We start from the raw sequence: 26,425 nt of genomic DNA, 5'->3' as shown, positions 1-26,425 counted from the left end.
CGACCTCGACATGGTTCTCGCTCGCGGCCTTCACATAAGTGCCGATGCCGCCGAACCACAGAAGGTCGACCGGCGCGCGCAGGATCGCGGAGATCAGCGCGGTCGGCTCCAGCTCATCGGCGTCGATGCCGAGCGCGGCTTTCACTTCGGGCGTGAGCTTGATCACCTTCTCGGTGCGGGCATGGACGCCGCCGCCCTTGGAGATCAGCGACGGGTCGTAATCCGCCCAGCTCGAACGCGGCAGTGCGAACATCCGCGCGCGCTCGTCCCAGCTCTTCGCGGGATCGGGATCGGGGTCGAGGAAGATGTGGCGATGGTCGAACGCGGCGACCAGCTTGAGTGCTTTCGACAGCAGCATGCCATTGCCGAACACGTCGCCCGACATGTCGCCGACCCCGGCGACGATCACCGGGTCTTTCTGAACGTCGACGCCCATCTCGGCGAAATGGCGGGTGACCGAAACCCAGGCGCCGCGGGCGGTAATGCCCATCGCCTTATGGTCGTAGCCGTGCGAGCCGCCGGACGCGAAGGCGTCGCCGAGCCAGAAGCCGCGGTCGAGCGCGATGCCGTTGGCGATGTCGGGGAAGGTCGCCGTACCCTTGTCGGCGGCGACGACGAAATAGGGATCGTCGCCGTCGCGGATGGTGACGCCCTCGGGGTGGACGACCTTGCCCTCGACGAGGTTGTCGGTGACCGACAGCAACGCGCGGATGAAGATGCGGTAGCTTTCGGTGCCCTCGGCGAGCCACGCGTCGCGGTCGGTGACCGGCGGCAGATGCTTGGGATAGAAGCCGCCCTTGGCGCCGGTCGGCACGATGACGGCGTTCTTGACCAGTTGCGCCTTCATCAGGCCGAGGATTTCGGTGCGGAAATCGTCGCGCCGGTCGGACCAGCGGAGGCCCCCGCGGGCGATCGGGCCGCCGCGCAGGTGGATGCCCTCGACGCGGGGTGAATAGACCCAGATCTCGCGCCAGGGCAGCGGCTGCGGCAGGTTGGGCACCTTGCGGCTGTCGAGCTTGAAGGCGATCGCTTCCTGGCCCGCGGGCGCGAAGGCGTTGGTGCGCAGCATCGCCCGGATGACGGCAAGGAACAGGCGCAGGATGCGGTCCTCGTCGATCGCGGCGACGGCGGAGAGCGCCTCGGCGATGACGCGCTCGGCCTCGGCCGCCGCATCGTCGCGGCCGCTCTTGCGGGCCGGATCGTGGAGGGCGTCGAACAGGGCGATGAGGCCGCGGGTCACTTCGGGCGCGCGGCGGAGCGCATCGACGACGGTCGCCATCGAATATGAGAGGCCGCACTGGCGCAGGTAGCGGAACCAGGCGCGGAACAGGACGACGTCGCGCTGGGCGATGCCGGTGGCGACGAGCAACTGGTTGAAGCCGTCATTCTCGGCCTTGCCCTCGAGCACGTCGGCGATCGCCCGCTCGACCAGCTTGGCACGCTCGAGCACGACGCTCGCGTCGCCCGAGCGGGTCTCGAGCAGGAATTCGTGGATGTAGCCGAGCCGCCCCTCGTCGAGCGCCCAGGGCCGCTCTTCCAAAACGCGGAAGCCGAAATTCTCGAACACCGGTACCGCGTCGGAGAGCGGGATGATCTCGGCCAGCCGGTAGGTCTTGAGCCGCAGCTGGGCCGGATTGCCCTCGCCGGCCGGGTAGAGGCGGGCGTCGCGGGCGGCGGTGCCGTGCATCACCGACATCCGGCAGATGTCCTGCGCGGCGTCGCGCGGCTCGGTCTGCAGCCGGTAGGATTCGGGGAGGTCGTCGAAATAGGAAAGGGCAAGGCGGGTCGCGCGCTGCGGGCCGACGATCTCGCCCAGCGCCTCTTCGACCGCCGGGGCCCAGCCCCGCACCATGGCGTCGAGCCGCCGGTCGAGCGCGGGAACGTCCGGCGTCGGCGTCTCGGCGCCGACGTAGAGCGTGTAGCGCAGGAGGGCGAGATCGCCGTCGCCGAGCTCGACCGACCAGTTGGAGATGCGGCCCTTCGAGGCCTCCGCGATCATCGCGCCGATGGCGAGCCGCCGCCGCGTCGTCAGCTCGTCGCGCGGCAGCCACACGAAGGCGAACATGTTGCCCTTCAGGATCGAGCGGACCAGCATCAGCGTCGGCCGCGGCCTGTCGGCGAGCGACATCGCCTGCGTCGCCAGCTCGCGCACGCAGTCCATGCCGAGGCCGGTCAAAAGGTCGTGGGGTAGGGCGGTGACGGCGTGGCGCAGCGCCTTGCCGCTATGGCCGCCGCGGTCGAAGCCGAACTCGCGCTCCATCAGCGACAGCCGCTCGCGCAGCACGGGCACGTCCTCGACCGGCGAGCTCAGCGCGTGGCTGGTCCAAAGGCCGGCATGGACGCCGATGGCGACCACCTTGCCGTTCTCGCGCACCGGCACCACGACGAGGTCGAGCGGCACCCGGCGGTGCACCGACGAGCGGCGGTCGGCCTTGGTGAGCAAGGGCACGGCGCCGCCATTTTCGAAATAGCGCATCGCGCCGAGGCTGCCGCCCGGGTCGGTCGGATCGCCAGGCAGGCTGAACAGGCCGAGCTGGGACGAGGGCTGCGCGTCCGGCCGCTCGACCTCGTAGCCGAGCAGGGTCATGGCGCCGTCGGCGAACCAGTTGAGGAGAGCGCCGCCCTCGCCGCCGGCTTCCTCGGCGTCCCTGCGCATCTGCGCCTGCATCGCCTTCCAGTCCTGCACTACGGCGCGCACGTCGGCGAGCACGCGCTTGATCTCGTTGGCGAGGTCGCGGCGGCCGCGCGCATCGTCGCGGTCGACCTCTAGGTACATGATCGATTCGCGCCGGTCGCGCTCGTCGCAGAGCGGCTCGACCGCTTCGAGATTGCCCTCGTCGTCGCGGCGGACGCAGACGACCGGGTGGAGCAGGCGGTGGACGGTGAGGCCGCGGGCGGCGAGCGCGTTGGCGACGCTGTCGACCAGGAACGGCATGTCGTCGTTGATGACGCCGATCCGCATCCGCCGCTGGCCGAGCGCCCCGCCGAGCGATTCCACCCGCACGAAGGCGGTGTCGGGCGTGCGGCGGCTGGCGCAGGCGGCGAGGAACTGGGCGGCGCCGATCCGGTCCTGGTCGGTAAAGTCGAGTATCTCCCCCGGGACCGCGCCGGCGACCAGTTCGTGGGCGAGGGCGTCGACGATCTGCACGTCAGCGGGCCTGTCCGCGACGATGCTCTCCGAATCCATAAATCACTCCCGAGGGCGCGGCGGCGCACGGGCCGGCTCGCAGTCGCGCGCCATATGCTCCGGGCGGGCGAGAGGGGCAACCCCGGGCGGGGGCTAAGTGCCTCCCCGCGCGAAGCGGGGGGAGGGGGACCATGCGCAGCATGGTGGAGGGGTATTTGCAGGGGCAAGGGAGGAAATCGGCTGGCAACCTCGGCGCGGGTGAATACCCCTCCACCAGCTTCGCTGGCCCCCCCCATCTCCGATGGGGAGGCAGAGTTACGCGACTTTCTTCAGGGCCTTCTCGATCAGCGCGGCGTCCGTCACGGGCGCCACCAGCGCCGCGCCGCCAATCTCATCCCTACGTCCGATGAACAGGACGAACTCATTGTCGCCCATTTCATAGGCGACGTGGCCGAGCGGCCGGCGGGCGCGCAGCTCCGCCCGAATGCGATCGCCGAGGTCGGGCTTCGGCGCCGGGCGGCGGGCCTTGCGCTCGCAGGCGACGAGGCCCTTCAAGCCGCCTTCGGCCGCCTCGACATAATCGGCGAAGCTGCCGGCGGGAACGTCCTCGCGCCGCGCCCAGGCGAGGGCGGCGGCGAATTCGGTGAGGCGCGCCTTGTCATAGTCGGCGCCGAAGACGAGCTTGGCGACCGCCGTCATCGGCGCGCGGGCCTGGACCTTGATGCCCGCATCTTCGAGCATCTCGGCATAGTCGCCGGGCTCGCCTTCCGCGGCGAGGGCGAAATCATAGGCGTGGCCGAGCGCGCGGTAGAGGGCGGCGCGGCTGCGGCCGTCGGCCTTCTTCGCCGCTTCCGCGCAGTCGCGGGCGACGCAGAGGCGATCGGCGAGGCCGGCGTCGAACGGCAGGCTCGGCTCGTCCCAGCTCTCTTCCTCGGCGGCGGCGGCGGCAGGCGCGTCGAACTCGGGTGCCTCCGCGCTCGGACCGTCGGCCCAGACCGGGCTGGCGGCGGGCGGCGCGGCGGCGGCGAGGACGCCGTGGGCCTGGCGCTCAAGGTCGGCGGCCGTATCGACGTCCGCCAGCTCCTTCCAGTTGATGACGCCGTAGATGAAGTCGATCTGGTCGCCGGTCGACGAGAAGGGCATCAGGATGCCGCGGTACATGGTGTTGACGCCCCGCTGCCCGACGAACTCGGCCTCGAAGCCGATCGGCGCGCGGTTGGCGATGATCTGGAGATAATGGTCCGTGAGCCGCGAGAGGAGCGAGCGCTTGGGCACGTCGCTGATCCGGCGGATGTCGCCCAACAGGCTGCATTCCTCGCGCAGCGCCCGGCCGAGCCAGGAGACGCCGGGATCCTCACCGCCGTCCGAGAAATCGAGCAGCACGCTGTGCGGGCCGAAATCGTCGATGCGGCCCGGATCGAGATCCTTGATCGACGGATAGGGGCGGCCGTCGAGCAGCGACACCCAATGGTTGTAGGCGCGGACGTGCATGCGCCGCTCGTCGACGCCGATCTCCGGCGGCGCCTCGATGGCGTCCTCCACGGTGGAGGAGCCATAGGCTGGCTCGTCGTCGAATGCCCGCAGGCTGTCCATCAGGCGGTCCTTGTCTGCCTTGTTCTTGAGGGAGACATGCAGCCGCCATGGTTGAGAAACCGTTAAGACTTGCCGCGACGGACCTGTCGTCCGCGCCGGACGCTTGTCACGGTGCGGGGGCGCTGGTAGAGGCCCCATTCCCGCCGGGTACGCCGCTTTAGCTCAGCCGGTAGAGCATCGCATTCGTAATGCGAGGGTCAGGTGTTCGAGTCACCTAAGCGGCACCAGCGCCTTTCCCCTTGGCGCCTGACGAGCGCGGCGGAATAAAACCAGATTGGCAGTAAGTGCTTGTGGACAGGCATCAATCCTGCCGTGTAACCTTATACCCTGTGCAGGGGGAGGATTGCGCGTGGCCACGATCAACGGGACGCCGGCGGGCGAGAGGCTGAACGGCACGCCATTTGCGGACGTGATTTCAGGCAACGGCGGCAGCGACACCATCACGGCCGGGCCCGGCAACGACCAGGTGCAGGGAAGCGACGACGGCAACGACGTCATTTACGGCGAGGCGGGCAACGACGTCCTCAACGGCGGCGGCGACGACGATGTCCTCTACGGCGGCCTCGGCGACGACATCGTCCATGGCGGCCTCGGCAACGACATCCTCTTCACCGATGAGCGGACCGGCAACGACTCCCTCTTCGGCGACGACGGCGACGACCAGATCCTTGTGACCCGCCTGATCGGCGGCAGCGCGGTCGCCGCCGCGGGCGGCAACGGCAACGACATCTTCACCCTGGACGTGCGCGGCGGCTCGACCGTCGCCGCAGACGGCGGCGCCGGCGACGATTATTTCATCCTGCGCTCCCCCGATTCCGGCGCCACGCTGACGCTCGGCTCGGGCCGCGACGTCATCGTCTTCAACCAGATGTCGAAATTCTCTGGCTCCGCGACGACCGGCGTGACCGTGCTCGATTTCACGACCGGCGCCGGCGGCGACTTCGTCAATTATGCGAGCGCGCTGGCCTCCCTGGGCCTGCCGAGCCTCGCGATCGACGCCGCGAGCAACCCCTTCACCGACGGCCACCTGCGGCTGCGCCAGTCGGGCAGCGACACGATCCTTGAATATTCCGCCTTCGCGAACGGGACCTACATCGCTGAGCTCATCTTCAAGAACGTCACCGCCTCGGCCTTCACCGCCGACAATCTCTACGGCTATTTCCCGGCCGGCGCCGTGGCAGACGAGACTCTCACCATCGCCGACGGCGGCCGTCTCGCCGCAGGCGGCGCGGGCAACGACACCCTCACCGGCGGATCGGGCGACGACCGGCTCTACGGCAATTTCGGCAACGACACCTTGAACGGCAGCGACGGCAACGATTTCCTCGACGGCGGCGCCGGTAACGACAATCTGAACGGCGGCAATGGCAACGATTCCATTCTCGGCTCGACCGGCGACGACATCGCGCATGGCGGCGCCGGGGACGATGTCATCCAGGAATCGCGGGGCAGCACCGGGACCGACCTGCTGTACGGCGACGACGGCAACGACACCCTCCTTGCGCAGCGCGCCACGGGCTCCGGGGGCAGCATCTCCATGTACGGGGGCGAGGGCAATGACAGCCTCGATCTCGCGAGCTTCACGGCGGAGCCGGTGCTCGCGGACGGCGGCAACGGCAACGACACCTTCAGCCTGGAACGCGGCGGCGGCCCGATCACCCTCACGCTGGGTGCCGGGTCGGACCTCGTCCTGCTCTACGGCTTCAACAGCTTCACGGGCCCGTTCGGCTCCACCGTCGACATCTATTCCACCATCACGGTCACCGACTTCCAGACCGGCAGTGGCGGCGACCGCTTCGACGTCACCGATTACCTCAGCTGGCGCAGTATCTTCGCGCTGAGCGCCAATCCCTTCGGCAGCTCCGGCTACCTGCGGCTGGTGCAGAGCGGCGCCGACACCGTCCTCCAGATCGACATCAACGGCGGCGGCGACAATTTCGTAACGCTCACCACGTTCCAGAATACGCTCGCCACCGCCTTCACCGAATATAATCTGGTGTGGAACCCGGACGGCAGCGCCGCATCGCCGCACACGATCACCGGCACCGGGGCGGACGAGACGCTGTACGGCGGCCAGGCCGGCGATACGATCGACGGCGGCGGCGGCAACGACCTCATCTCCGCCTTGCAAGGCGACGACACGGTCTTCGGCGGCGACGGCAACGACAGAATCGACGGCGGGCCCGGTAGCGACACGATCGACGGCGGTGCCGGGGACGACGTGATCTCTTTCATCGCCGGCACTGTCCACGGCGGCACCGGCAATGACAGCATCTATTACGAGGGCGGCTCCGCCCAGATCGACGGCGGCGACGGCAACGACCTCATCGACCTCGCCGACGCCGGGGGTGGTCCGTCAACAGTCTACGTCACAGGCGGCGAAGGCGACGATCATATCAATCTCTATACCGGCCCGGACGCGATCGACACGATCGACGCCGGCAATGGCAACGACATCGTCAGCCTGACCGGCACGAGCAACGCCAATGTCTACCTCGGCGGCGGCCAGGATGTGATCGATCTCAACAGCCTTGTGGGCACGCCCGGGCAAGTGACGATCAACGATTTCCAGACCGGCGACAATGGCGACCGCATCGACTGGGAGCATTGGATCGGCACCCAGCTGCTCGTCTACAATGGCAGCGCCGACCCGTTCCAGGACGGCCATCTGCGGCTCCTCCAGTCGAGCGCAAACACCCTCCTCCAGGTCGACATCAACGGCGGCGGCGACAGCTACGTCACCTACATCACGTTCGCGAACACGCAGGCCTCCGCCTTCACCGCCTATAATCTCGACAATTACTCCCTCACCGGAAGCGCCGGCGGCACGCCCGGCAACGATGTGATCGTCGGCACGTCGGGCGCGGACCAGATGGCGGGCGGGACGGGGGACGACATTTACTACGTCGACAATGTCGGCGACGTCGTCACCGAAAACCCCGGCGAGGGCATTGACGAGGTGCGCAGCAGCATCCCCGCCTACACGCTTCCCGCCAATGTCGAGAACCTCACCTATATCGGCGCGGGCAGCGCGGCGCTGCGCGGGAACGGGCTCGACAACCTTGTCACCGGTGGCCCCAACGCCGATCGCGTCGACCTCAGCGACGGTGGCCACGATCACGCCATCGGCGGCGGCGGCGGCTACGACGTCTTCGTCTTCGGCGGCGCCTACGATTCCGGCGACGTGGTGGAGGGCGGCGCCGGCATCGACGAGGTCCACATCCAGGGCGCCTACGGCACGATCACGCTCGGCGCGAACCTCATTGGCGTCGAAAGCGTCAATTTCTACGGCCACGCCAACCAGGCGGAGGGGAATCCGGGCGCATCGCCCTACAATTACAGCGTCGTCGTCGGCGCCGTCACCAGCGACGAGAATATGTTCTACGTCGGCGCCGCGCTGGCCGCCAACGAGACCTTCACCGTCGACGCCTCCGGCGCCTCGATGCGGGTCGGCCTCACCGGCAGCGACGGCAACGACGTGCTGAAGGGCAGCGTCTACGACGACTGGATCTACGGCGGCCTCGGCGCCGACACGATGACCGGCGGCGCCGGCAGCGACGTCTATACCATCGACGATGTCGCCGACGTCATCGTCGAGAAGCCGGGCGAAGGCGAGGACACGGTCTCCGTCTCGCTCGCCACCTACACCCTGCCGGACAATGTCGAGGACATTATCGGCTTCAACATCGACCAGCACCTCACCGGCAATGCCGCCGACAACACGATCTACAGCGGCAGCGGGAACGATGTCATCGACGGCGGTGCGGGCGCCGACCGGATGGGCGGCGACCTCGGCGACGACATTTATTATGTCGACAATGCCGGGGACGTGGTCATCGAGAATCCCGGGGCGGGCACCGACACGGTGTTCACCACAATCTCGAACCCCGCCGGGCTCTTCGCCAACGTCGAGAATGTGAAGGCGGCCGCGGGCGGCCTCACCCTCTTCGGCAACGGCCTCGACAATGTCCTGACCGGCTTCGGCAACACCAGCTACAACGTCACCTCGGGCGGCCACGACGTGGTCGCCGGGTCGGCGGCGGGCGATTACCTGCAGGCCGATTGGGGCGACAGCAACCGCAACATCGTCCTCACCGCGACCGTTGACGCCGCCACCGGCGGCTGGGACGGGACGCTCACCGACGGCAGCCTCCGCAGCGTCGCCTTCAGCGCGATCGACGTCTTCAACCTGACGGCCGGGTCGGGCGTCGACAGCATCGCCATCGATTACAGCGCGGTCGGCTCCGGCGTCGGCGTCGACCTCCAGTCGACCGTGCCCGGCTTCCGGGGCTTCGACTATTTCGCTGACTTGAAGACCACGGCCTATGGCGACAGCGTCAATACCGGCCTCGGCGCCTATGACGACCGCATCGCCACCGGCGGCGGCAACGACATCATCACCGTCTATAACGGTAACGACATCGTCGACGGCGGCACCGGCAGCGATACGCTTCATGTCGATTGGAGCGCGCTCGGTGCCGACATCAGCGTCGCCGCGCCGATTACCGGCAGCGCCGGCGCCGGCTATGCCGGAAAGTTCGCGGCCGCCGGCTACAGCGTCGCCTTCACCGGCATCGAGACGCTGGACGTGCACGGCGGCAGCGGCAACGACACCCTCACCGGCGGCGGCGGGAGCGACACGCTCGCGGGCGGCGCGGGCAACGACGTGCTCGACGGCGGCGCTGGCGCCGACACGCTGGTCGGCGGCACCGGCAACGACGTCTATTATGTCGACAATGGCGGCGATGTGGTCATCGAGAATGCCGGCGAGGGCATGGACGAAATCCGCACCACCCTCTCCACCTACGTCCTTCCGGCGAACGTCGAGAAGCTGACCTACGTCGGCACCGGCAATTTCAGCTTCACCGGCGGCGCGGGCAATGACGATGTCGGCGGCGGCAGCGGCAACGACTTCTTCGACCTCTCCCAGGGCGGCGCCGACAAGGCGTCCGGCGGCGGCGGCACCGACGCCTTTTCGTTCGGGGCGGCGTTCGGCGCGGGCGACAGCGTCGACGGCGGCGCGGGCGCCGACACGGTCGGCATCCGCGGCGATTATGCCGGGGCCAACAAGCTGACGATCACGGCGGGCCAGCTCGTCAATGTCGAGACCTTGAGCATCATGACCAGCCTCGGCGGCGCGGTCGGCTACGACATCACTTGGGCCGACGGCAATCTCGCCGCGAACCAGAAGATGGCGATCTATGCCGGCAACCTCCAGGCGGGCGAGAACGTCACGTTCGACGGCTCGGCCGAGACCCATGGCTATTTCGTGATGTACGGCGGCCTCGGCACCGACGACCTGAAGGGCGGGTCGTTGAGCGACGGCTTCTATTTCGGCCCCGGCAAGTTCACCCAGGCCGACCAGGTCGACGGCGGCGGCGGCGGCCAGAACCAGCTCGGGCTCGACGGCCATTACGACTTCTCGGCAGGTTCGGCGCTGGGGACGTTCGGCGGCAACTTCGCCAACATCCAGACCATCGTCCTCTACGCCGGCGATACGAGCTACAACATCGTCACCAACGACGCGGCGGTGGCGGCCGGCAAGCTCCTCACCATCTTCGGCACGCCGGTGGGCTCGAACCTGGTGTTCGACGGTTCGGCCGAGACCGACGGCACCTTCCGCATCCTCTCCGGCACCGGCGACGACACGCTGACCGGCGGCCATGGCAACGACACGCTCTACGGCAACCTCGGCGCCGACACGCTGAGCGGCGGCGGCGGCAACGACGTGTTCCTCTACACCGACGCGGCGCAGTCGACGGCGGCGAAGACGGACCACATCCTGGATTTCGACTTGGGCGACAAAGTGGATCTCTCGCAGATCGACGCGGACTCGACGCAAGCCGGCGACCAGGCGTTCGCCTGGATCGGCGCCGGCGCCTTCGGCCACCATGCCGGCGAGCTGCGCGCCGACCTCGCGAACGGCGTCTGGACGATCCAGGGCGACACCGACGGCGACGGCGCGGCCGACTTCACCCTGCTCGTCACCACGGCGAACAACCACGTGCTGGTGAACACCGACTTCGTGCTGTGAGGGAGGGGACAGTGAAGTCACTGTCCGCCCTCCTTCTCACCCGCACGCCTGAGGGGGCGGAACGTTCCGCCGCGTGAACATATTTTCACGGCGTTTCGAATCGCTCGACAGGGGGCGGGCGCGCCACTAGGGGCCGACCAAAGCCACGTTCCTTCGATCTTCGGACTCATGAATCTGAGACCCACACGAATCCTTCGAGCGGCCATGGTGCCGCTCCTCCTCTCCTTCGCGCTCGCCGCTTGCGGCGGGAGCAGTGACGATGCCGCGGGCGGCGCCGGCAAGGGCGGCGCCGGCAAGGGCGGCCGCGGCGGTGCGGGGGGCACCCCCGAAGCCGGCTATGTCGTCGTCCAGCCGACCAGCGTCCCCATCGTCGCCGAGCTTGCCGGCCGCACCGCGCCCTACCAGGTGTCGGAAGTCCGCCCGCAGGTGTCGGGCGTGATCCGCGCGAGGCTGTTCACTGAGGGCTCGGTGGTCCGCGCCGGCCAGACGCTCTATCAGATCGACCCCTCCGTCTATCAGGCGCAGGCGGCCCAGGCGCGGGCCAACCTCGCCAGCGCCAGCGCCACCCAGCAGGCCGCCCGTATCCGCGCCGGCCGCTACGCCCCGCTCGCCCGCATGCAGGCGGTCAGCCAGCAGGAATATACCGACGTCCGCGCCCAGGCCGCCCAGGCCGCCGCGGCCGTCCAGCAGAATCGCGCCACAGTAGAGAGCGCCAACATCAACCTGCGCTTCACGCGCGTGCCGGCGCCGATCAGCGGCCGGGTGGGCCGCTCGACCGTCACCACCGGCGCCCTCGTCACAGCCAACCAGACGGAGTCGCTCGCCACCATCCAGCGGCTCGATCCCATCTATGTCGACATCCAGCAGTCGAGCGCGCAGCTTCTCGCGCTGCGCAAGTCGATCGCCGCGGGCGGCGCGGTGCCGTCGCGGGCGCAGGTCAAGCTGATCCTCGAGGACGGCAGCGAATACGGTCAAACGGGCACGCTCGAGTTCGCCGAGGCGGTGGTCGATCCGGCGACGGGATCGGTGACTTTGCGCGCCACCTTCCCCAACCCGCAGAACCTCCTCCTGCCGGGCATGTACGTGCGCGCCCAGCTGGTCCAGGAGACCATCCCCAACGCCTATCTCGTCCCGCAGCAGGGGGTGAGCCGCGATCCGCAGGGCAATGCGACGGTGCTGATCGTCGGCCCCGGCAACCGCGCCATCCCGCGCAAGGTCACCGCCGACCGCACCGTCGGCGACAAATGGGTGGTGACGGCCGGGCTCCAGCCGGGCGACAAGGTCATCATCGAGGGCCTGGTGAAGGTGAAGCCCAACCAGCCGATCAAGCCGGTGCCCGCCGGCTCGCCCCCCACCCGCGGCGCGGGTGCCGGGGGACGCGGCGGCGCCGGCGGCCAGGGCGCCGGCGGACGTCCGGGCGGCGCCCAAGGCGGCGGCGGAGCAGGGCAAAGCGGTGCCGCCGGGGCGGGCGGCGCGGGCAGGGGCGGCGCGGGCGGCTCGCAGGGCTAGCCGGCAATGATCTCCCGCATCTTCATCGATCGGCCCATCTTCGCGTGGGTCATCGCGATCGTCATCATGCTCGGCGGCATCGGCGGCATATTGTCGCTGCCGATCGAGCAATATCCCGACATCGCGCCGCCGTCGGTCAACATCCGCGCCAATTATCCGGGCGCCAGTGCCGAGACGGTCGAGAACAGCGTCACCCAGGTGATCGAGCAGCAGCTGACCGGGATCAGCGGCATGCTCTATTTCTCGGCAAGCTCCAACGCGTCGGGCGGCGTCAACATCACCGCCACCTTCCAGAAAGGCGTCGATCCGGACATCGCGCAGGTCCAGGTCCAGAACAAGGTCCAGCAGGCGCTGCCCCGCCTCCCCCAGCAGGTCCAGCAGCAGGGCATCGTCGTCACCAAGTCCAACCAGGACTTCCTGATGGTCGTGGCGGTCTATGACGAGACCGACAAGTCCACCTCGAGCGACGTCTCCGACTATCTCGTCTCGAACATGCAGGACCCGCTCGGCCGCGTGCAGGGCGTCGGGGACGTCAACGTGTTCGGCGCCCAGTATGCGATGCGCATCTGGCTCGATCCCTACAAGCTCGCCAGCTATGCGCTGATGCCGCGCGACGTGACGCAGGCCATCCAGGCGCAGAACACGCAGGTCGCCGCCGGCTCGATCGGCGGCCAGCCCTCGCCCGCCGAGCAGATGCTGAGCGCCACGGTGACCGCGCGCTCGCGCCTGCAGACGGCCGAGCAGTTCCAGCAGATCATCCTGAAGACCCAGCCGGACGGCTCGAACGTGCTGCTGCGCGACGTCGCCCGGGTCGAGCTGGGCAGCGAGAATTACGGATCCCTGTCGCGCCTCAACGGCCATCCCGGTGCCGGCATCGCCATCATGCTCGCGCCGGGCGCCGACGCGCTCAAGACCGCCAAGCTGGTCCGCCAGGAAGTGGAGCGCCGCGCGTCCGCCTTCCCGCAGGGCTACAAGCTCGCCTACCCGAACGACGCCACCGCCTTCATCAAGCTGTCGGTCGAGGAGGTGGTGAAGACCCTCTTCATCGCCATCGTCCTCGTCATCATCGTCATGTTCGTGTTCCTGCAGAGTTGGCGCGCCACTTTGGTGCCGGCGATCGCGGTGCCGGTGGTGCTGCTCGGCACGTTCGGAATCCTCGCCGTCTTCGGGTTCTCGATCAACACGCTGACCCTGTTCGGGCTCGTCCTCTCGATCGGCCTGCTCGTCGACGACGCCATCGTCGTCGTCGAAAATGTCGAGCGCGTGATGGAGGAGGAGGGGCTCTCGCCGCGCGAGGCGACGATCAAGTCGATGGGCGAGATCCAGACCGCCCTCATCGCCATCGCCCTGGTGCTGTCGGCGGTGTTCCTCCCGATGGCCTTCTTCGGCGGCTCGGTCGGCGTCATCTACCGGCAATTCTCGATCACCATCGTCAGCTCGATGATCCTGTCGGTGGTCGTCGCCCTGGTGCTCAGCCCGGCGATCACCGCCACCCTGCTCAAGCCGCCCAAGCACCGCGTCGAGGGCGAGCCGGAGGAGAAGGAAGGGACCGTCGCCGGCTATGGCCGCCGCGTCGGCGCCGGGTTCAACCGCTGGTTCGACCGGAGCCGCGAGCGCTACAAGAACGGCGTCGTCTGGACCATCGCGCGCGGCGTGCCGATGATGATCGCCTATGTCGTCTTGGCGCTGATCCTTGGCGTCATCTTCTTCCGCCTGCCGACCAGCTTCCTGCCGACCGAGGACCAGGGCTTCGCGCAGCTCCAGTTCAACCTCGCCCCCGGCGCCACCCAGGCCCGCACCCTGGCCGCGGCGCAGGCGATCGAGCATTATTTCCTTGGGCGTGAGCAGAAGAACATCAACGCGATGTTCACCGTGGTCGGCGCCAACCAGTCGGGCTCGGGGCAGAATGCCGGCCGCGGCTTCCTCTCCTTCGTGCCGTGGGACCAGCGCAACGGCACCGAAAACAGCGCGCAGGGCATTACCGGCCGCGCCACCCGCGCGCTCGGCGGCTCCTTCCGCGACATGCAATTCTACGCGCTGAACCCGCCGCCGGTGCGCGGCCTCGGCCAGTCGAGCGGCTTCACCATGGAGCTGTTGAACACCAGCGGCATGCCGCGCGACCAGTTCAAGGCCGCCCGCGACCGCATCCTCGCCGGCGCCATGGCGGACAAGAACCTCAGCGGCGTCCGCCTCTCGACGCTGGAGGACAATCCGACCCTCCAGGTCAACGAGGACGCGGCCAAGATCGGCGCCCTCGGCCTCAGCCAGGCGGACGTCGATTCCACCCTGTCGGCGGCGTGGGGCGGCAATTACGTCAACGACTTCATCGACCGCGGCCGGGTGAAGCGCGTCTACGTCCAGGGCGACGCCCCCTATCGCAGCCGCCCCGAGAGTCTCGGCGACTGGTTCGTGCGCTCTTCGACCGGGAGCATGGCGCCCTTCTCCGCCTTCGCGACCACGACCTGGGGCCAGGCACCGTCCTCCCTGTCGCGCTACAACGGCGTTCCGGCCTATGAATTCCAGGGCCAGCCCGCCGAGGGTCACAGCTCCGGCGAGGCGATGGACAAGATCGCCGCCCTTGCCGCCAACGAGCAGGGCGTCGCGGTCGACTGGTCCGGCCTCTCCTACCAGGAACGGCTCTCCGGGGGGCAGGCGCCCTATCTCTACGCGATCTCTTTGCTCGTCGTGTTCCTCTGCCTCGCCGCGCTCTACGAAAGCTGGTCGATCCCGATCTCGGTGCTGCTCGTCATTCCGCTCGGGCTCCTCGGCGCGGCGGTGGCGGTGGCGCTGCGGGGGCTGGAGAACGATGTCTATTTCCAGGTCGGCCTGCTCACCACCATGGGTCTCTCCGCAAAGAACGCGATCCTGATCGTCGAGTTCGCCGAGCAGGCGGAGCGGCAGGGGCGATCCGCCTTCGACGCCGCGGTGGAGGGCGCGCGCCTCCGCCTCCGCCCGATCCTGATGACCAGCCTCGCCTTCATCGCCGGCGTCTTCCCGCTCGCCATCGCCACCGGCGCCGGCGCGAGGAGCCGCGTCGCCATCGGCACGGCGGTGATGGGCGGGATGATCGCCGCGACCATCCTCGCCATCTTCTACGTGCCCCTGTTCTTCGTCCTCGTCCGCCGCCTGTTCAACCGCGGCCGCAAGCGCGAGGCGGGGCCGGCGCTGACCGGCCATGAGGTTCCCGCCGAATGACCCGCCGCCACCGCCTCCTCCCCCTGTTCCTCGCCATGACGGCGCTCGCCGGCTGCAAGACGATGGAGCCCAAATATCAGCGCCCGGACCCTCCGGTTCCGATCAGCTGGCCGCAGGGCAATTCGTATCTGCGCCAGAGCGAGGCGGCGCTGCCGACGCTGACCTATCGCGAAATCTTCCAGGACCCGCGGCTCCAGATCCTCATCGACCTGTCGCTGACCAACAATCGCGACCTGCGCATCGCCGCGGCCAACATCGCCTCGGCCCGCGCCCTCTATCGGGTGCAGCGCGCCGACATCTTCCCCACCATTACGGCGGGCGGCGGCGCCACCGTCACCGGCACGGGCAACAGCGGCCCCGACACCCGCTTTTCCGCCGATGTCGGCGCGAGCAATTTCGAGCTCGACCTGTTCGGCCGCATCCGCAGCCTCACCAACGCCCAGCTCAATCAATATTTCGCCACGGAGGCGGCGGCCCGCGCGACCCGCCTGACCCTCGTCGGGGAGATCGCCACCGCTTACTTCACCTACGCGGCCGACCAGAGTCTGCTCAAGATATCGCAGCAGACCGAGGCCATCGCGGCGCGGGCGACGACGCTGACCAACGCGCGGCTCCAGGGTGGCATCTCCAGCCGCATCGACCTGCGCCAGGCGCAGACGGTGCTCGAGCAGGCGCGCAGCGACGTCGCCGCCCAGGTCACCCGCGTCGCCCAGGACAGGAACGCCCTCCAGCTCCTCGTCGGCGCGCCGATCGCCGAGACCAGCCTGCCGCCCTCGCTCGAGGCGGTCGATACTTTGGTGAAGGAAGTCCCCGCCGGCCTCGACTCGCGCATCCTCCTGCGCCGTCCCGACGTGGTCGAGGCGGAATTCTCGCTCATTTCGACCAACGCCCGCATCGGTGCCGCCCGCGCCGCCTTCTTCCCGCGGATCAGCCTCACCGGCCTGCTCGGCCTCGCCTCGAACGCACTGGGCGCCCTCTTCACCGGCGGCGCGTTCAACTACACGGCCGGCGCCAACGTCTCGCTGCCCATCTTCGACGCCGGCGCCAATCGCGGCAACCTCCAATATGCCGAGGCGCAGCGCCAGCTGTTCGTCGCCCGCTACGAACAGACCATCCAGACCGCCTTCCGCGAAGTCTCCGACGCGCTCGCCCGCCGCGGCACGATCGGCGCGCAGTTCGCCGCCCAGACCCGCCTCGTCGCCGCAGCCCGCGACAGCTATGCGCTGAACGAAGCGCGCTACCGCAACGGCATCGCCAGCTTCCTCGAAGTCCTGGACGCCCAGCGCACTCTCTACACCGCCGAGCAATCGCTGGTCCGCACCCGCCTCACCCGCGCCACCAACCTCGCCGACCTCTACCGCACATTGGGCGGCGACCAGACGATCGACACCGCCACCATCGCCGCCGACAAGCCCCACTTCCCGCTGATCGGGAAATAGGGCCCATGAACGCGCGGGCGGCGGCGGCAACGGCCCTGCTCCTGACGCTCACCGGCGGGTGCCGGTCCGATCCCGTCCTCTCCCCGCAGAGCGCCGCCGACCGTGCCGCCTATGAAAGCCGGCGGGAGGCGAGGCGGCTGGCGCAGGCCGGCTTCGAGCCGCTCGCGGCTCTTGCCGCCAGGAGTATCGAGGTCCAGCGCGTCGATCCGACGTGGAACCTCATCGACTATCCCTCGGTGGAGCTGACACGCGACGCCCAGGGCAATGCCGCCATCGCGCTCAAATATCTCGGCCATGTCGAATCACGGCGGGTGCCCGCGGCGCTTTGGGATCGCCTCTCCGCACGCATCCCCGCTGCCTTCAGGCCTGCCGATCCACAGGCGGAAGGGAGGAGCGATCGGGCGGCCGTGCGCCGCGGCCAATATTGCCACGCCTGGCATAGCTTGGAGGCGCTCAGCGGCGGGCGGCTGTACAGGATCATCGCCACGCCCTGTATGGCCAATCTCCAGAAGGAGACCCTCGCTTATACCGACCTGCTGATCCGCGCCGCGATCGACGCCCTTCCGCTGTGCGCGCCGGAACGCGCCGTGCCCGAGACCGACGAGGCGCTTGCCGCCTGCGGCCATCGGCTCGGGCCTCCGACCGAAGCATTCCGCAACTATCCCTGGTGAACCGCTCCCAGCGGTGCCTTGACAGCAAAGCCCGCGGCCAGTCTCATCGCCTGATGCCGAAGCACTTTCTGCGTGCCGCCGCGCTTGCGGCGATCGCCCTCTTGCTCCCCGCGCAAGCGCCGCCGCCGGCCGCAGCGCCATCGGCAGGTGAGCCGATCGTCATCGGCCGCTCCTACCTGGTCCCGTCTGCGATCCTCCACGGGAACCGGCGGGTGAACGTCTACCTCCCACCGCATTACGGCGCGGCGGGCCGGCGCTTTCCAATCCTGTTCCTGCTCGACGGCGGTGCCGAGGAGGATTTCCACCACATCACCGGCCTCGCCGCCATCTCCGCCGCCTACGGCACGACGGACGAGATGATCGTCATCGGGATCGAAGGCGTCGACCGGCGCCACGATCTCACCGCGCCGTCGACCAGTCCCGAGGATCTGAAGGCGGCCCCGACTTCGGGCGGGGCGGCCGCCTACCGTCGCTTCCTCGTCGAGGAGCTGAAACCCTGGGTCGCCGCCCATTATGGCGGCGCGGGCCGCACCGCCCTCATCGGCGAGTCCCTCGCCGGGCTGTTCGTGGTCGAGACGGCGCTGCGGGAGCCCGGCGCGTTCGACGATTATATCGCGATCAGCCCCAGCCTGTGGTGGAACCGGCAGGCGCTGAGCCGCGAGGCAGAGGCGGATCTGGCGAAAGGGGGTCTGGAGGGCCGGCGCCTGTGGCTCGCGATGGCTAACGAAAGCAGTCTCTACCCCGAAATGCAGCAGGGCATGGACCGCTTGCTCGCCGCGCTCAGGGCCGCCCCGCCGCGCGGCCTGACCTGGAGCCACACGCCCTTCCCTGGAGAAACCCACGCGACGATCTACCACCCGGCGGCCATGGCGGCGATCCGCGCCCTCTACGCCTTGCCGCCGGCCCGCCCCGGCGGCTGACGGCCCGACCCGCCGCAGCCTCAGCCCAGCCGCTTCTCCATCGCGTAATTGTGGATCGCCACCCCGCCGATCTCGAAGTCGCGCCGGTGCACCTCCCGAAAGCCCTGCTTCAGGAAGAACCGCCGCGCCGGCTCGCTCGCCTCCACAGTGAGGCACACTACGCCCCGCCCCCGTGCCGCCGCCTCGATCGCCGCATACAGCGCCGCCGTGACCCCGGTGCCGGCATGCTCGGGCGCGCAATAAAGGTGGTCCACGTGGCCGTCGCCCTCGACGTCGCCGTAGGCGATAGGCCTGTCATCCTCGTCCACCGCGACGAGCAGCGTCCGCCCGTCCCGCCCACGCGCCACGAAACGGGCCGGATCGGCCGGCGCGGGCGACCAGGCCGCCACCTGTTCCGCACTGTAATAATGCGCACCGACGCCGTGGACGGCTGCATGAAAGAGCTCGGCGAGGATGGGCGCGTCGTCGTCGCGGAACGGCCGGATACGCATCGAGGCAGTCTACGCGACCGGGCCCGCGAGGAAAACCAGGGGGGCTCTGCCGATCGTTCAGTGCGGTGCAAGCTCGCAATATCGCGCGATCCATCGGTCGAACGACGGCGCGTCGATGTTCGCCTCGCCCGTGTCGTGGTCGAAGAAGAAGACCGGCTGCCGTCCCTCGACGGGTTGGGAGGGGAAGCAGAATAAATTGCCCCGGCCGTCGGAAGCAAAGGCGACGAGGTCCTCCGACAACCCCATCTCGCGCCAATCTTCGGTGCTGGAGGCGATCTCGTCGGGTGCGAGGAAATCGCCGAGGGTGCGGCAGTCCCCGTTCCGCTCGATGATCGCGTCCCACAATGCGATGACCGGCCGCGGCAGGCCACAATCGAGAATGGCGCGCCGATGGTCCCCGGGCAGCCGCATCCCCAGCCGCCGCTCGACGTCATCCAGCGCTTCGGCGCGCACCGGATCCGGCGGATAATCCCGATGGGTCCACAGCGCGATGAAACGGCCCATGCTCATCCCGCAGCGTAGACGCGTTGCCCCGGGAGCGGGAGGGGGCGGGCGACTATTCGGCGAATCAGATCGCCCCCGACCCTCAGCGAAGCGCGTAAGGCAGGTTCGCCCCGCCCGCGATTAGCGCGCGCAAGGCCTTCGACCAGTTGGTCGCGAGCGGCCGGGCGAGCCTGCGGATCAAGGGCGATCATCCGGCGCCGCTGGCCGGGGGGCCGCGCCCGGCGCCCGAGTTCGTCGCCTTCTGGGATACCGAGGACGCCGGAATTCAGGGCCAGTGGGTGGGAACGGCCGGCGCCTGGCTGGTCTGGCTCCGGGCGCAATATCCGCCTGGCCAGGCGAACGACGCCGAAGCCGCTAAGGCAGCGCAACTCCTTTTCGCCGCGGTCGCAAGAGAGGTGAAATGACGCGCGTCTGGCCGGCCCGGGGAGGCTGCGCCGCGCCGGGCTAGGCGCGCGCTTCGGTGAGGATCATCGACAGTTCCCGCAAACCCTCCGGCGCCATCTCCCAGAAGGCCGAAAGGTCGTGCGGAAACCGGGCCCTCAAGTCTTCGAGGACGGGCGCGGCGTCGGGTTCCTGCAGGCGCAGAAGCCACGGTTCGAGCGGAAAGCCGGCGCGGGCCCCGCCGCAGAGCACGCTTTCGGCCTGGTCGAGCCTCCAGCTATCTTCCGTCGCTGCCTCTTCCAGGTCCCGCGCGAGGGCCGTTTCGAACCAGGCGTCGACGAACGCCTCCACCGCCCGCTGCCGAGTGTCCGACCACGACCGCCAGTTCGCCAGCGCGAGCTTTCCGAGCACGGTCTCGGGATCGTGAAGGTGGCCGGGATCGTTGGCGGAAAAATCGAAGATGCGGGGCAAGAGGTAGCGGAAGTCCTCCTTCCCTCCGACGGTGAGGAAAGCCCCGAGCACGTAGCGCGACAATTGATCGCCCGTCAGCGCCCTCAGCGGCGTCGCCAGGAGAGCATCGAGATTGCGCGGATCGGTGCAGCACGGACAGCCTTCGATCTTCGCTGGCCTGGGTGCGGCGAACGCCTCGTAGAGCGCCTCCGTGGCGGCGTGCAGCCGCGCCGCGCTTGGAGAAGGGGACGCGTCGCTCATGGCCCCAGCATGGCGGCACACGGCCGCCGCCGCAACGCCCCTCGGTCCACCTCTCCCGGCTCCTCGGCCCACCGAAAAATGGTGGATAAGTGATTTACCGTCTTGGCGGCCGATTCGACTTCAGGCACTATCACTAGTGGCGCTGCCAAGGGGGTGACGCTAGACGTTGTGAGCGCCCGCTGCGCATCCTATATCGGATGGAGGCGGAGAAGCCATGTCCTGTGGATATCGGGGACAAGGCGAAATGAGCGCCCCGCACCCCCGTGAAAGCGCTTAAGGTCGGGTTAATTCCGGCTGGAACGGATTGTGAACAAGGGGTAGAGCGATGGACCTGTCAGGCAGCAGCGAAATGGGAGCGGGCGACGTGAGCACGGCCAATATCGCAACCGGCGCAGCCGAGGCCAAGGCGTCCCCGGCCGCGACTCCGTCCCCCGCCAAGGGGCCGCCGGCCAAGGGGGCCAAGCGCGATTCGAAGACCGTCGTGGCGCAGGCCTATGATGTCGAAGTCGACCACAGCCGCGATTCGCTGCTCACCGAATTCGGCAAGGACACGCTGCGCGACCGCTACCTCCTGCCGGGCGAATCCTATCAGGACCTCTTCGTCCGCGTCGCCTCGGCCTATGCCGACGATGCCGGCCACGCGCAGCGGCTCTACGACTACATCTCCAAATTGTGGTTCATGCCGGCGACGCCCGTCCTGTCCAACGGCGGCACCGGGCGCGGCCTGCCGATCAGCTGCTATCTGAACTCGGTGTCGGACAGCCTGAACGGCATCGTCGACACCTGGAACGAGAATGTCTGGCTCGCTTCGCGCGGCGGCGGCATCGGCACCTATTGGGGCAATGTCCGCGGCATCGGCGAAGCGGTGGGCTTGAACGGCAAGACCAGCGGCATCATCCCGTTCGTGCGGGTGATGGATTCGCTGACCCTCGCCATCTCGCAAGGCTCGCTCCGCCGCGGGTCGGCTGCCGTCTATCTCGACGTCTCGCACCCGGAGATCGAGGAGTTCCTCGAGATCCGCAAACCCTCGGGCGACTTCAACCGCAAGGCCTTGAACCTCCACCACGGCGTGCTCGTCTCCGACGCGTTCATGGAAGCGGTGCGCGACGGGACCGAGTGGATCCTGCGCTCGCCCAAGGACCAGACGGAGCGCGGCTCGGTCGATGCCCGTTCCCTGTTCCAGAAGCTGGTCGAGACCCGCCTGGCGACCGGCGAACCCTACATCATCTTCATCGACCAGGTGAACCGGTCGATGCCCAAGCATCACCGCGACCTGGGGCTCAAGGTCTCGACCTCGAACCTCTGCTCCGAGATCACCCTTCCCACCGGCAAGGACCACCTCGGCCAGGAGCGCACCGCCGTGTGCTGCCTGTCGTCCCTGAACCTCGAGACGTGGGACGAGTGGAACAAGGACAAGATGTTCATCGAGGACGTGATGCGTTTCCTCGACAACGTGCTGCAGGATTATATCGACCGCGCCGAGCCGGGCATGGAGCGCGCCGCTTATTCGGCGATGCGCGAGCGTTCGGTCGGCCTCGGCGTGATGGGCTTCCACTCCTTCCTGCAGGCCCGCAACCTCGGCTTCGAGGGTGCCATGGCCAAGTCGTGGAACTTGAAGATCTTCAAGCACGTCCGCGCCCAGGTGGACGAAGCCTCGATGATGCTGGCGCACGAGCGCGGGCCGTGCCCCGACGCCGCCGACATGGGCGTGATGGAGCGCTTTTCGTGCAAGATGGCGATCGCGCCGACCGCCTCCATCTCGATCATCGCCGGCGGCACCTCGGCCTGCATTGAGCCGATCCCGGCCAACATCTACACGCACAAGACGCTGTCCGGCTCCTTCTCGATCAAGAACCCGTATCTCGAGAAGCTCCTCAAGGAGAAGTCGAAGAATTCCGATGCCGTGTGGAACACGATCCTCGAGCAGGGCGGCTCGGTCCAGCACCTCGATTTCCTCACGGCCGAGGAGAAGGACGTGTTCAAGACCAGCTTCGAGATCGACCAGCGCTGGCTGATCGAGCTCGCCGCCGACCGCACGCCTTACATCGACCAGGCGACGTCGCTGAACCTGTTCATCCCCGCCGACGTCGACAAATGGGACCTCCTGATGCTCCACTTCCGCGCTTGGGAGCTGGGCGTGAAGTCGCTCTATTATTTGCGCTCGAAGTCCGTGCAGCGCGCCGGCTTCGCGGGCGGCGTCGAGGCCGACAACACGATCGACCTGAAGGAGATCCAGCTCGCCGCCACCACCGATTACGACGAGTGTCTGGCGTGTCAGTGAACGTCTCGGCCAAGCGGATTAGCCAAAGGAACTAATCATGGGATTGTTGGGACATACGGGACTTTTTCCTCGAGCCGGAGCAGCTATCCTGACTGGGCAGGAAGAGCACTCTTCTCGGCCTCTTGCCACTTTGGCGTCTCGTGCTCTGGAGGATCCGGGCAGCCTTACGCATGACGAGATTCGTTCGCTTGCTGGCTCCGTCCTCACCCAAGCACCCAACCGGAAGTGACCTCGATGAAAGTACCACTTTCATCGAAAAGCATTTCTCCCGCCGCGTCCATGGCGGGGACTGTGCGCGGCACCGCTTCGCACGGTCCATCAGCGGCGGGAGAGACCCGTGCCTTACTCCCTTCGGCACGGGAACTGGCAGGGGAGGGAAGGCAAGCGCCGGCGACCGCCGCGCCTTGTGACGCGCCTTTCCTCCCCGCCTTTTCGCCGGGCGCGAGCCTCCGGCCCGCCACCGGACGAGGCCGCTTGGGAGCCCCGACCGCGAAGGCGCCTACCAGCGGAGCTTCGGCATGACCGGCCCCGTCATCACGCTGATCCTCGCCGCCTTCGTGGTGGTGATCGGCCTCCTCTCCTACAACCGCCGCCAGGCCGGCCCCTCCGGCGGCCGCAGCACGATCGCGATTCTCGTCGGCGTGGTGATCGTCGCCGCCGTCTTGCTCTTCATCCTGAGCCGCAGGCACGGCGGGTGAGCGAGCGCAGCGCCCTCCTCCTGTTCGCCTGCATCGCCATGTCGGCGACCGGCTTCTACGTGATGGCCGGCCCGCGCCGGCTGTTCGTCTATCCGGAGGACCGCGCCCGCTTCCGCCCGGAGGCGGTCGAGTATGATTCGCCGCAGGGCCGCCGCATGCGCCGCCTCGCCCCCTTCTACGCCTATGTCCCGCCGGTGGTTCTCCTCGCCTACTGGCTGCTCGGAGGCCTCAAGGGATGAGCGGCGACACCGTGGGTTCGGCGATGGACAGCCTCTTCCTCGTGGCCGGCGGCCTCGGCTTCGCGCGCCTCGGCTGGATCGGCGTCAACCGTCGCCGCCCGGCCGCGCCGTCTCAGGCGGGGGCGGACGCCGCGGCGATGCCGCCGCCGGCGCGCTCCACCGCCTGGCAGATCTTCTCCGCCCTGCTCCTGCTGTTCGGCGGCTTCGTCGCGCTCTGCGGCCTGATCCTCGCCCTCAGCCTCCTCTTTCCGGGGAATGCCTCATGACGCTGACCGTCGCGCATATCTTCATGCTCATCGCGTTCGTCGACCTGGTCATGGGCTTCGTCATGCTCCGCCGCGCCGCGGGCGCGGGCGTCGATGAGGACCGCCGCCGCAGCTTCCGCTTCACCGGCGGGGCGATGATCGCCTCCGCAATCCTTCTCGTCCTCCTCGCGCTGTTCCTGCCGATCGGCAGCATGCGCCTCACCTGATCCGACACCGGAGTAAACCCCATGCCCCTTCTCGAAGCCCGCAAGCAGTACAAGCCGTTCGAATATCCCTGGGCGTTCGAATATTGGAAGCGCCAGCAGCAGATCCACTGGATGCCCGAGGAGGTTCCCCTCGGCGAGGATTGCCGCGACTGGGCGCAGAAGCTGACCGAGCATGAGCGCTCGCTCCTCACCCAGATCTTCCGCTTCTTCACCCAGGCCGACGTCGAGGTGCAGGATTGCTACCACGACAAATATGGCCGCGTGTTCAAGCCGACCGAAGTGAAGATGATGCTGACCGCCTTCTCCAACATGGAGACGGTCCACATCGCCGCCTACAGCCATTTGCTCGACACGATCGGCATGCCCGAGAGCGAGTACTCAGCCTTCCTCCAGTACAAGGAGATGAAGGACAAGCACGATTACCTCTCGACCTTCGGCGTGGAGAACGACGCCGACATCGCCCGCACCCTCGCCATGTTCGGCGGCTTCACGGAAGGCCTGCAGCTCTTCGCCAGCTTCGCGATGCTGATGAACTTCCCGCGCTTCAACAAGATGAAGGGCATGGGCCAGATCGTGTCGTGGAGCGTCCGCGACGAGAGCCTCCATTGCGAGGGCATCACCCGCCTGTTCCACGCCTTCGTGAAGGAGCGGAACTGCATGACCAAGGCGGTGCGCGAGGACATTATGGACGTCTGCCAGAAGACCGTCCGCCTCGAGGACGCCTTCATCGACCTCGCCTTCGAAATGGGCCCGGTCCCCGGCATGACCCCCAAGGAGATCAAGAAGTACATCCGCTACATCGCCGACTGGCGCCTGGGGCAATTGGGCTTCCAGCCCATCTACATGATCGACGACCACCCCCTGCCGTGGCTGGCGCCGCTCCTCAACGGCGTGGAACACGCCAACTTCTTCGAAACGCGGGCGACCGAATATTCGAAGGCCGCGACAAGGGGGAATTGGGGCGAGGTGTGGGACAATTTCGACCGCAGGAAGTCTGCGAAGGCGGCGAACGACGGGTCCACCCCCGAAGCCCCGGCCAAGCCGGACGACGACATGTTCACCCGTGCGGGCGTCGCGGCTGAATGATGCACAAAGCCCCTCCCCTTCAGGGGAGGGGTTGGGGTGGGGCCTGTCCGGAACCGAGACCTGTCCGGAACCGAAGGGAGCTCGCGCATGCCAGTCGTCTTCCGCTGGAAGGGCCACCGCTTCCACTTCTTCGCGAACGAAGGCGATCCGCGCGAGCCGGCGCATATCCATGTCTCCCGCGCGGGCGCCACAGCCAAGTTCTGGCTGTCTCCCGAAGTCGAACTCGCTTATGACCGCAACTTCGACGCGCGCACGATCAAGCGCCTGCAGGAAGTGGTCGAGGAGCGCCGCGCCGAACTCGAGGACGCCTGGAATGACTTTTTCGCCTAGCCCCACCGCCGTCCGCTTCGACGACGCCCAGATGTGGGTCGACCTGGAAGACGGCCGCACCCTCGGCATCCCCCTCGTCTGGTTCCCCCGCCTGCTCCACGGCTCCCCCGCGCAGCGCGAGGCCTTCTTCCTAAGCCCCGCCGGCATCCACTGGGAGGAGCTGGACGAGGACATTTCGGTTGCGGGGCTGCTCGCGGGGCGGGGCGATATGACGCGGTCCCGCGCGGAAGCGGCGGAGTGAGGGCCACGTGACCGGCAATTCCAAAAATGCCGTCAAAGTCACCCCTGAGGTGCTCGCCGAAGCGATTGCCTGGATGACGCCGGAGCGGCTGGCGGCGCTGGATGCGATGACCGATGAGGATATCGCCGCCCAGATCGCCAGCAACCCCGACGCCGCGGCCGAGCTCACCGACGAATGGCTCGAGAATGCCCGGCTGGTGATCCCGCTCAAGGGGAGGAAGCGGGCGGCGTGAGCGTGGGGGAACTAGGGCGAGGATTTGGAGAGCGTGGGCGTCGAGGGGCTGACGAAGCCGACCGTCGAAAGGGTGCGAACCATGCGAGTGCGGGCTTGTCGGCCGACGCCCCGGCGAAGGCGGGCGAAGACATCTTCGCAGGCGCGAGCCTGGCGGCCGGTTAGGGATACCCGGGCCTATGGCCAATAAGAGATCGCCCTCCCAAGGCGCGGTGCTACCTTCAACAGTTATCTGCTTTGGAGCGCCTAAAGAGGCGTCTCTATACTTTGAT

21 protein-coding genes and 1 tRNA gene are annotated in these 26,425 nt (G+C 68.1%); 17 read left to right on the top strand and 5 right to left on the bottom strand.

Annotated features, from left to right (window positions below; genetic code table 11):
• On the bottom strand, nucleotides 1-3,187 hold a 3,187-nt coding region (locus VGC56_RS12645), incomplete at its 3' end, for an NAD-glutamate dehydrogenase domain-containing protein (protein ID WP_464125336.1).
• A 255-nt stretch (nucleotides 3,188-3,442) separates the two neighbouring features.
• Complete coding sequence (locus tag VGC56_RS12640) at nucleotides 3,443-4,720, bottom strand: PAS domain-containing protein (protein ID WP_464125335.1); 1,278 nt, start codon at nucleotides 4,718-4,720, stop codon at nucleotides 3,443-3,445.
• 151 nt (nucleotides 4,721-4,871) lie between these two features.
• On the opposite strand from VGC56_RS12640, the gene VGC56_RS12635 reads away from it, so the two are divergent.
• From VGC56_RS12635 to VGC56_RS12605, 7 genes are all read left to right on the top strand, one after another.
• Nucleotides 4,872-4,947, top strand: a tRNA-Thr gene (locus VGC56_RS12635).
• Between the two features lie 122 nt (nucleotides 4,948-5,069).
• Nucleotides 5,070-10,754 (top strand): hypothetical protein, encoded by a 5,685-nt coding sequence (locus VGC56_RS12630; protein ID WP_464125333.1) that lies wholly within the window; start codon nucleotides 5,070-5,072, stop codon nucleotides 10,752-10,754.
• A 168-nt stretch (nucleotides 10,755-10,922) separates the two neighbouring features.
• Nucleotides 10,923-12,263 carry an efflux RND transporter periplasmic adaptor subunit gene (locus VGC56_RS12625; protein WP_464125331.1) on the top strand — a complete coding sequence of 447 codons (1,341 nt, stop codon included), beginning with the start codon at nucleotides 10,923-10,925 and terminating at the stop codon, nucleotides 12,261-12,263.
• 6 nt (nucleotides 12,264-12,269) lie between these two features.
• Nucleotides 12,270-15,458: an efflux RND transporter permease subunit gene (locus VGC56_RS12620; protein ID WP_464125329.1), complete on the top strand. Its 3,189-nt coding sequence runs from the start codon at nucleotides 12,270-12,272 to the stop codon at nucleotides 15,456-15,458.
• Nucleotides 15,455-16,897, top strand: coding sequence for an efflux transporter outer membrane subunit (locus VGC56_RS12615; RefSeq protein ID WP_464125327.1), 1,443 nt, complete (start codon nucleotides 15,455-15,457; stop codon nucleotides 16,895-16,897). Before VGC56_RS12620 ends, VGC56_RS12615 begins: the two co-directional genes overlap by 4 nt.
• Nucleotides 16,898-16,902: 5 nt before the next feature.
• The gene (locus VGC56_RS12610; protein ID WP_464125326.1) at nucleotides 16,903-17,568 is read left to right on the top strand and encodes a hypothetical protein; all 666 of its coding nucleotides are present in this window, start codon (nucleotides 16,903-16,905) and stop codon (nucleotides 17,566-17,568) included.
• Nucleotides 17,569-17,621: 53 nt separating this feature from the next.
• Nucleotides 17,622-18,488: an alpha/beta hydrolase gene (locus VGC56_RS12605; RefSeq protein ID WP_464125324.1), complete on the top strand. Its 867-nt coding sequence runs from the start codon at nucleotides 17,622-17,624 to the stop codon at nucleotides 18,486-18,488.
• Between the two features lie 20 nt (nucleotides 18,489-18,508).
• Here VGC56_RS12605 and VGC56_RS12600 read toward each other — a convergent pair whose 3' ends face one another.
• Together VGC56_RS12600 and VGC56_RS12595 are read right to left on the bottom strand one after the other, a co-directional pair.
• Nucleotides 18,509-18,979, bottom strand: a complete 471-nt coding sequence (locus tag VGC56_RS12600) for a GNAT family N-acetyltransferase (protein WP_464125322.1) — start codon at nucleotides 18,977-18,979, stop codon at nucleotides 18,509-18,511.
• A gap of 57 nt (nucleotides 18,980-19,036) precedes the next feature.
• On the bottom strand, nucleotides 19,037-19,483 hold the full coding sequence (locus tag VGC56_RS12595; protein ID WP_464125320.1) for an SMI1/KNR4 family protein: 447 nt from the start codon (nucleotides 19,481-19,483) through the stop codon (nucleotides 19,037-19,039).
• A gap of 146 nt (nucleotides 19,484-19,629) precedes the next feature.
• Between VGC56_RS12595 and VGC56_RS12590 the strand changes: the two genes are divergently transcribed.
• A complete protein-coding gene (locus VGC56_RS12590) occupies nucleotides 19,630-19,887 on the top strand; it encodes a hypothetical protein (protein ID WP_464125318.1) in 258 nt (85 codons plus the stop codon).
• Nucleotides 19,888-19,927: 40 nt separating this feature from the next.
• On the opposite strand, the gene VGC56_RS12585 is transcribed toward VGC56_RS12590, so the two are convergent.
• Nucleotides 19,928-20,575, bottom strand: a complete 648-nt coding sequence (locus tag VGC56_RS12585) for a hypothetical protein (RefSeq protein WP_464125317.1) — start codon at nucleotides 20,573-20,575, stop codon at nucleotides 19,928-19,930.
• A gap of 325 nt (nucleotides 20,576-20,900) precedes the next feature.
• On the opposite strand from VGC56_RS12585, the gene VGC56_RS12580 reads away from it, so the two are divergent.
• The 9 genes from VGC56_RS12580 (at nucleotide 20,901) to VGC56_RS12540 (ending at nucleotide 26,154) form a co-directional block, all read left to right on the top strand.
• Nucleotides 20,901-22,856, top strand: a complete 1,956-nt coding sequence (locus VGC56_RS12580; protein WP_464125316.1) for a ribonucleoside-diphosphate reductase subunit alpha — start codon at nucleotides 20,901-20,903, stop codon at nucleotides 22,854-22,856.
• A gap of 518 nt (nucleotides 22,857-23,374) precedes the next feature.
• A complete protein-coding gene (locus tag VGC56_RS12575) occupies nucleotides 23,375-23,554 on the top strand; it encodes a hypothetical protein (RefSeq protein ID WP_464125315.1) in 180 nt (59 codons plus the stop codon).
• Nucleotides 23,551-23,793, top strand: coding sequence for a hypothetical protein (locus VGC56_RS12570; RefSeq protein WP_464125313.1), 243 nt, complete (start codon nucleotides 23,551-23,553; stop codon nucleotides 23,791-23,793). Before VGC56_RS12575 ends, VGC56_RS12570 begins: the two co-directional genes overlap by 4 nt.
• Nucleotides 23,790-24,059: a hypothetical protein gene (locus tag VGC56_RS12565; protein ID WP_464125312.1), complete on the top strand. Its 270-nt coding sequence runs from the start codon at nucleotides 23,790-23,792 to the stop codon at nucleotides 24,057-24,059. Before VGC56_RS12570 ends, VGC56_RS12565 begins: the two co-directional genes overlap by 4 nt.
• Nucleotides 24,056-24,265: a hypothetical protein gene (locus VGC56_RS12560; RefSeq protein ID WP_464125311.1), complete on the top strand. Its 210-nt coding sequence runs from the start codon at nucleotides 24,056-24,058 to the stop codon at nucleotides 24,263-24,265. Before VGC56_RS12565 ends, VGC56_RS12560 begins: the two co-directional genes overlap by 4 nt.
• A 21-nt stretch (nucleotides 24,266-24,286) precedes the next feature.
• Nucleotides 24,287-25,351, top strand: coding sequence for a ribonucleotide-diphosphate reductase subunit beta (locus VGC56_RS12555; RefSeq protein ID WP_464125310.1), 1,065 nt, complete (start codon nucleotides 24,287-24,289; stop codon nucleotides 25,349-25,351).
• 87 nt (nucleotides 25,352-25,438) lie between these two features.
• Nucleotides 25,439-25,681 (top strand): DUF4160 domain-containing protein, encoded by a 243-nt coding sequence (locus VGC56_RS12550; RefSeq protein ID WP_464125309.1) that lies wholly within the window; start codon nucleotides 25,439-25,441, stop codon nucleotides 25,679-25,681.
• Nucleotides 25,665-25,922 carry a DUF2442 domain-containing protein gene (locus VGC56_RS12545; protein ID WP_464125307.1) on the top strand — a complete coding sequence of 86 codons (258 nt, stop codon included), beginning with the start codon at nucleotides 25,665-25,667 and terminating at the stop codon, nucleotides 25,920-25,922. The genes VGC56_RS12550 and VGC56_RS12545 overlap by 17 nt, the downstream gene beginning before the upstream one ends.
• Before the next feature lie 7 nt (nucleotides 25,923-25,929).
• Entirely contained in the window at nucleotides 25,930-26,154 is a 225-nt protein-coding gene (locus VGC56_RS12540; protein WP_464125306.1) for a hypothetical protein, read from the top strand.
• Nucleotides 26,155-26,425: the final 271 nt, after the last annotated feature.

The organism is Allosphingosinicella sp., from assembly GCF_036403745.1.
Lineage (GTDB): Bacteria > Pseudomonadota > Alphaproteobacteria > Sphingomonadales > Sphingomonadaceae > Allosphingosinicella.
The sequence above is the reverse complement of the archived record's forward strand: the minus strand, read 5'-3'. Positions and strand labels throughout refer to the sequence as shown.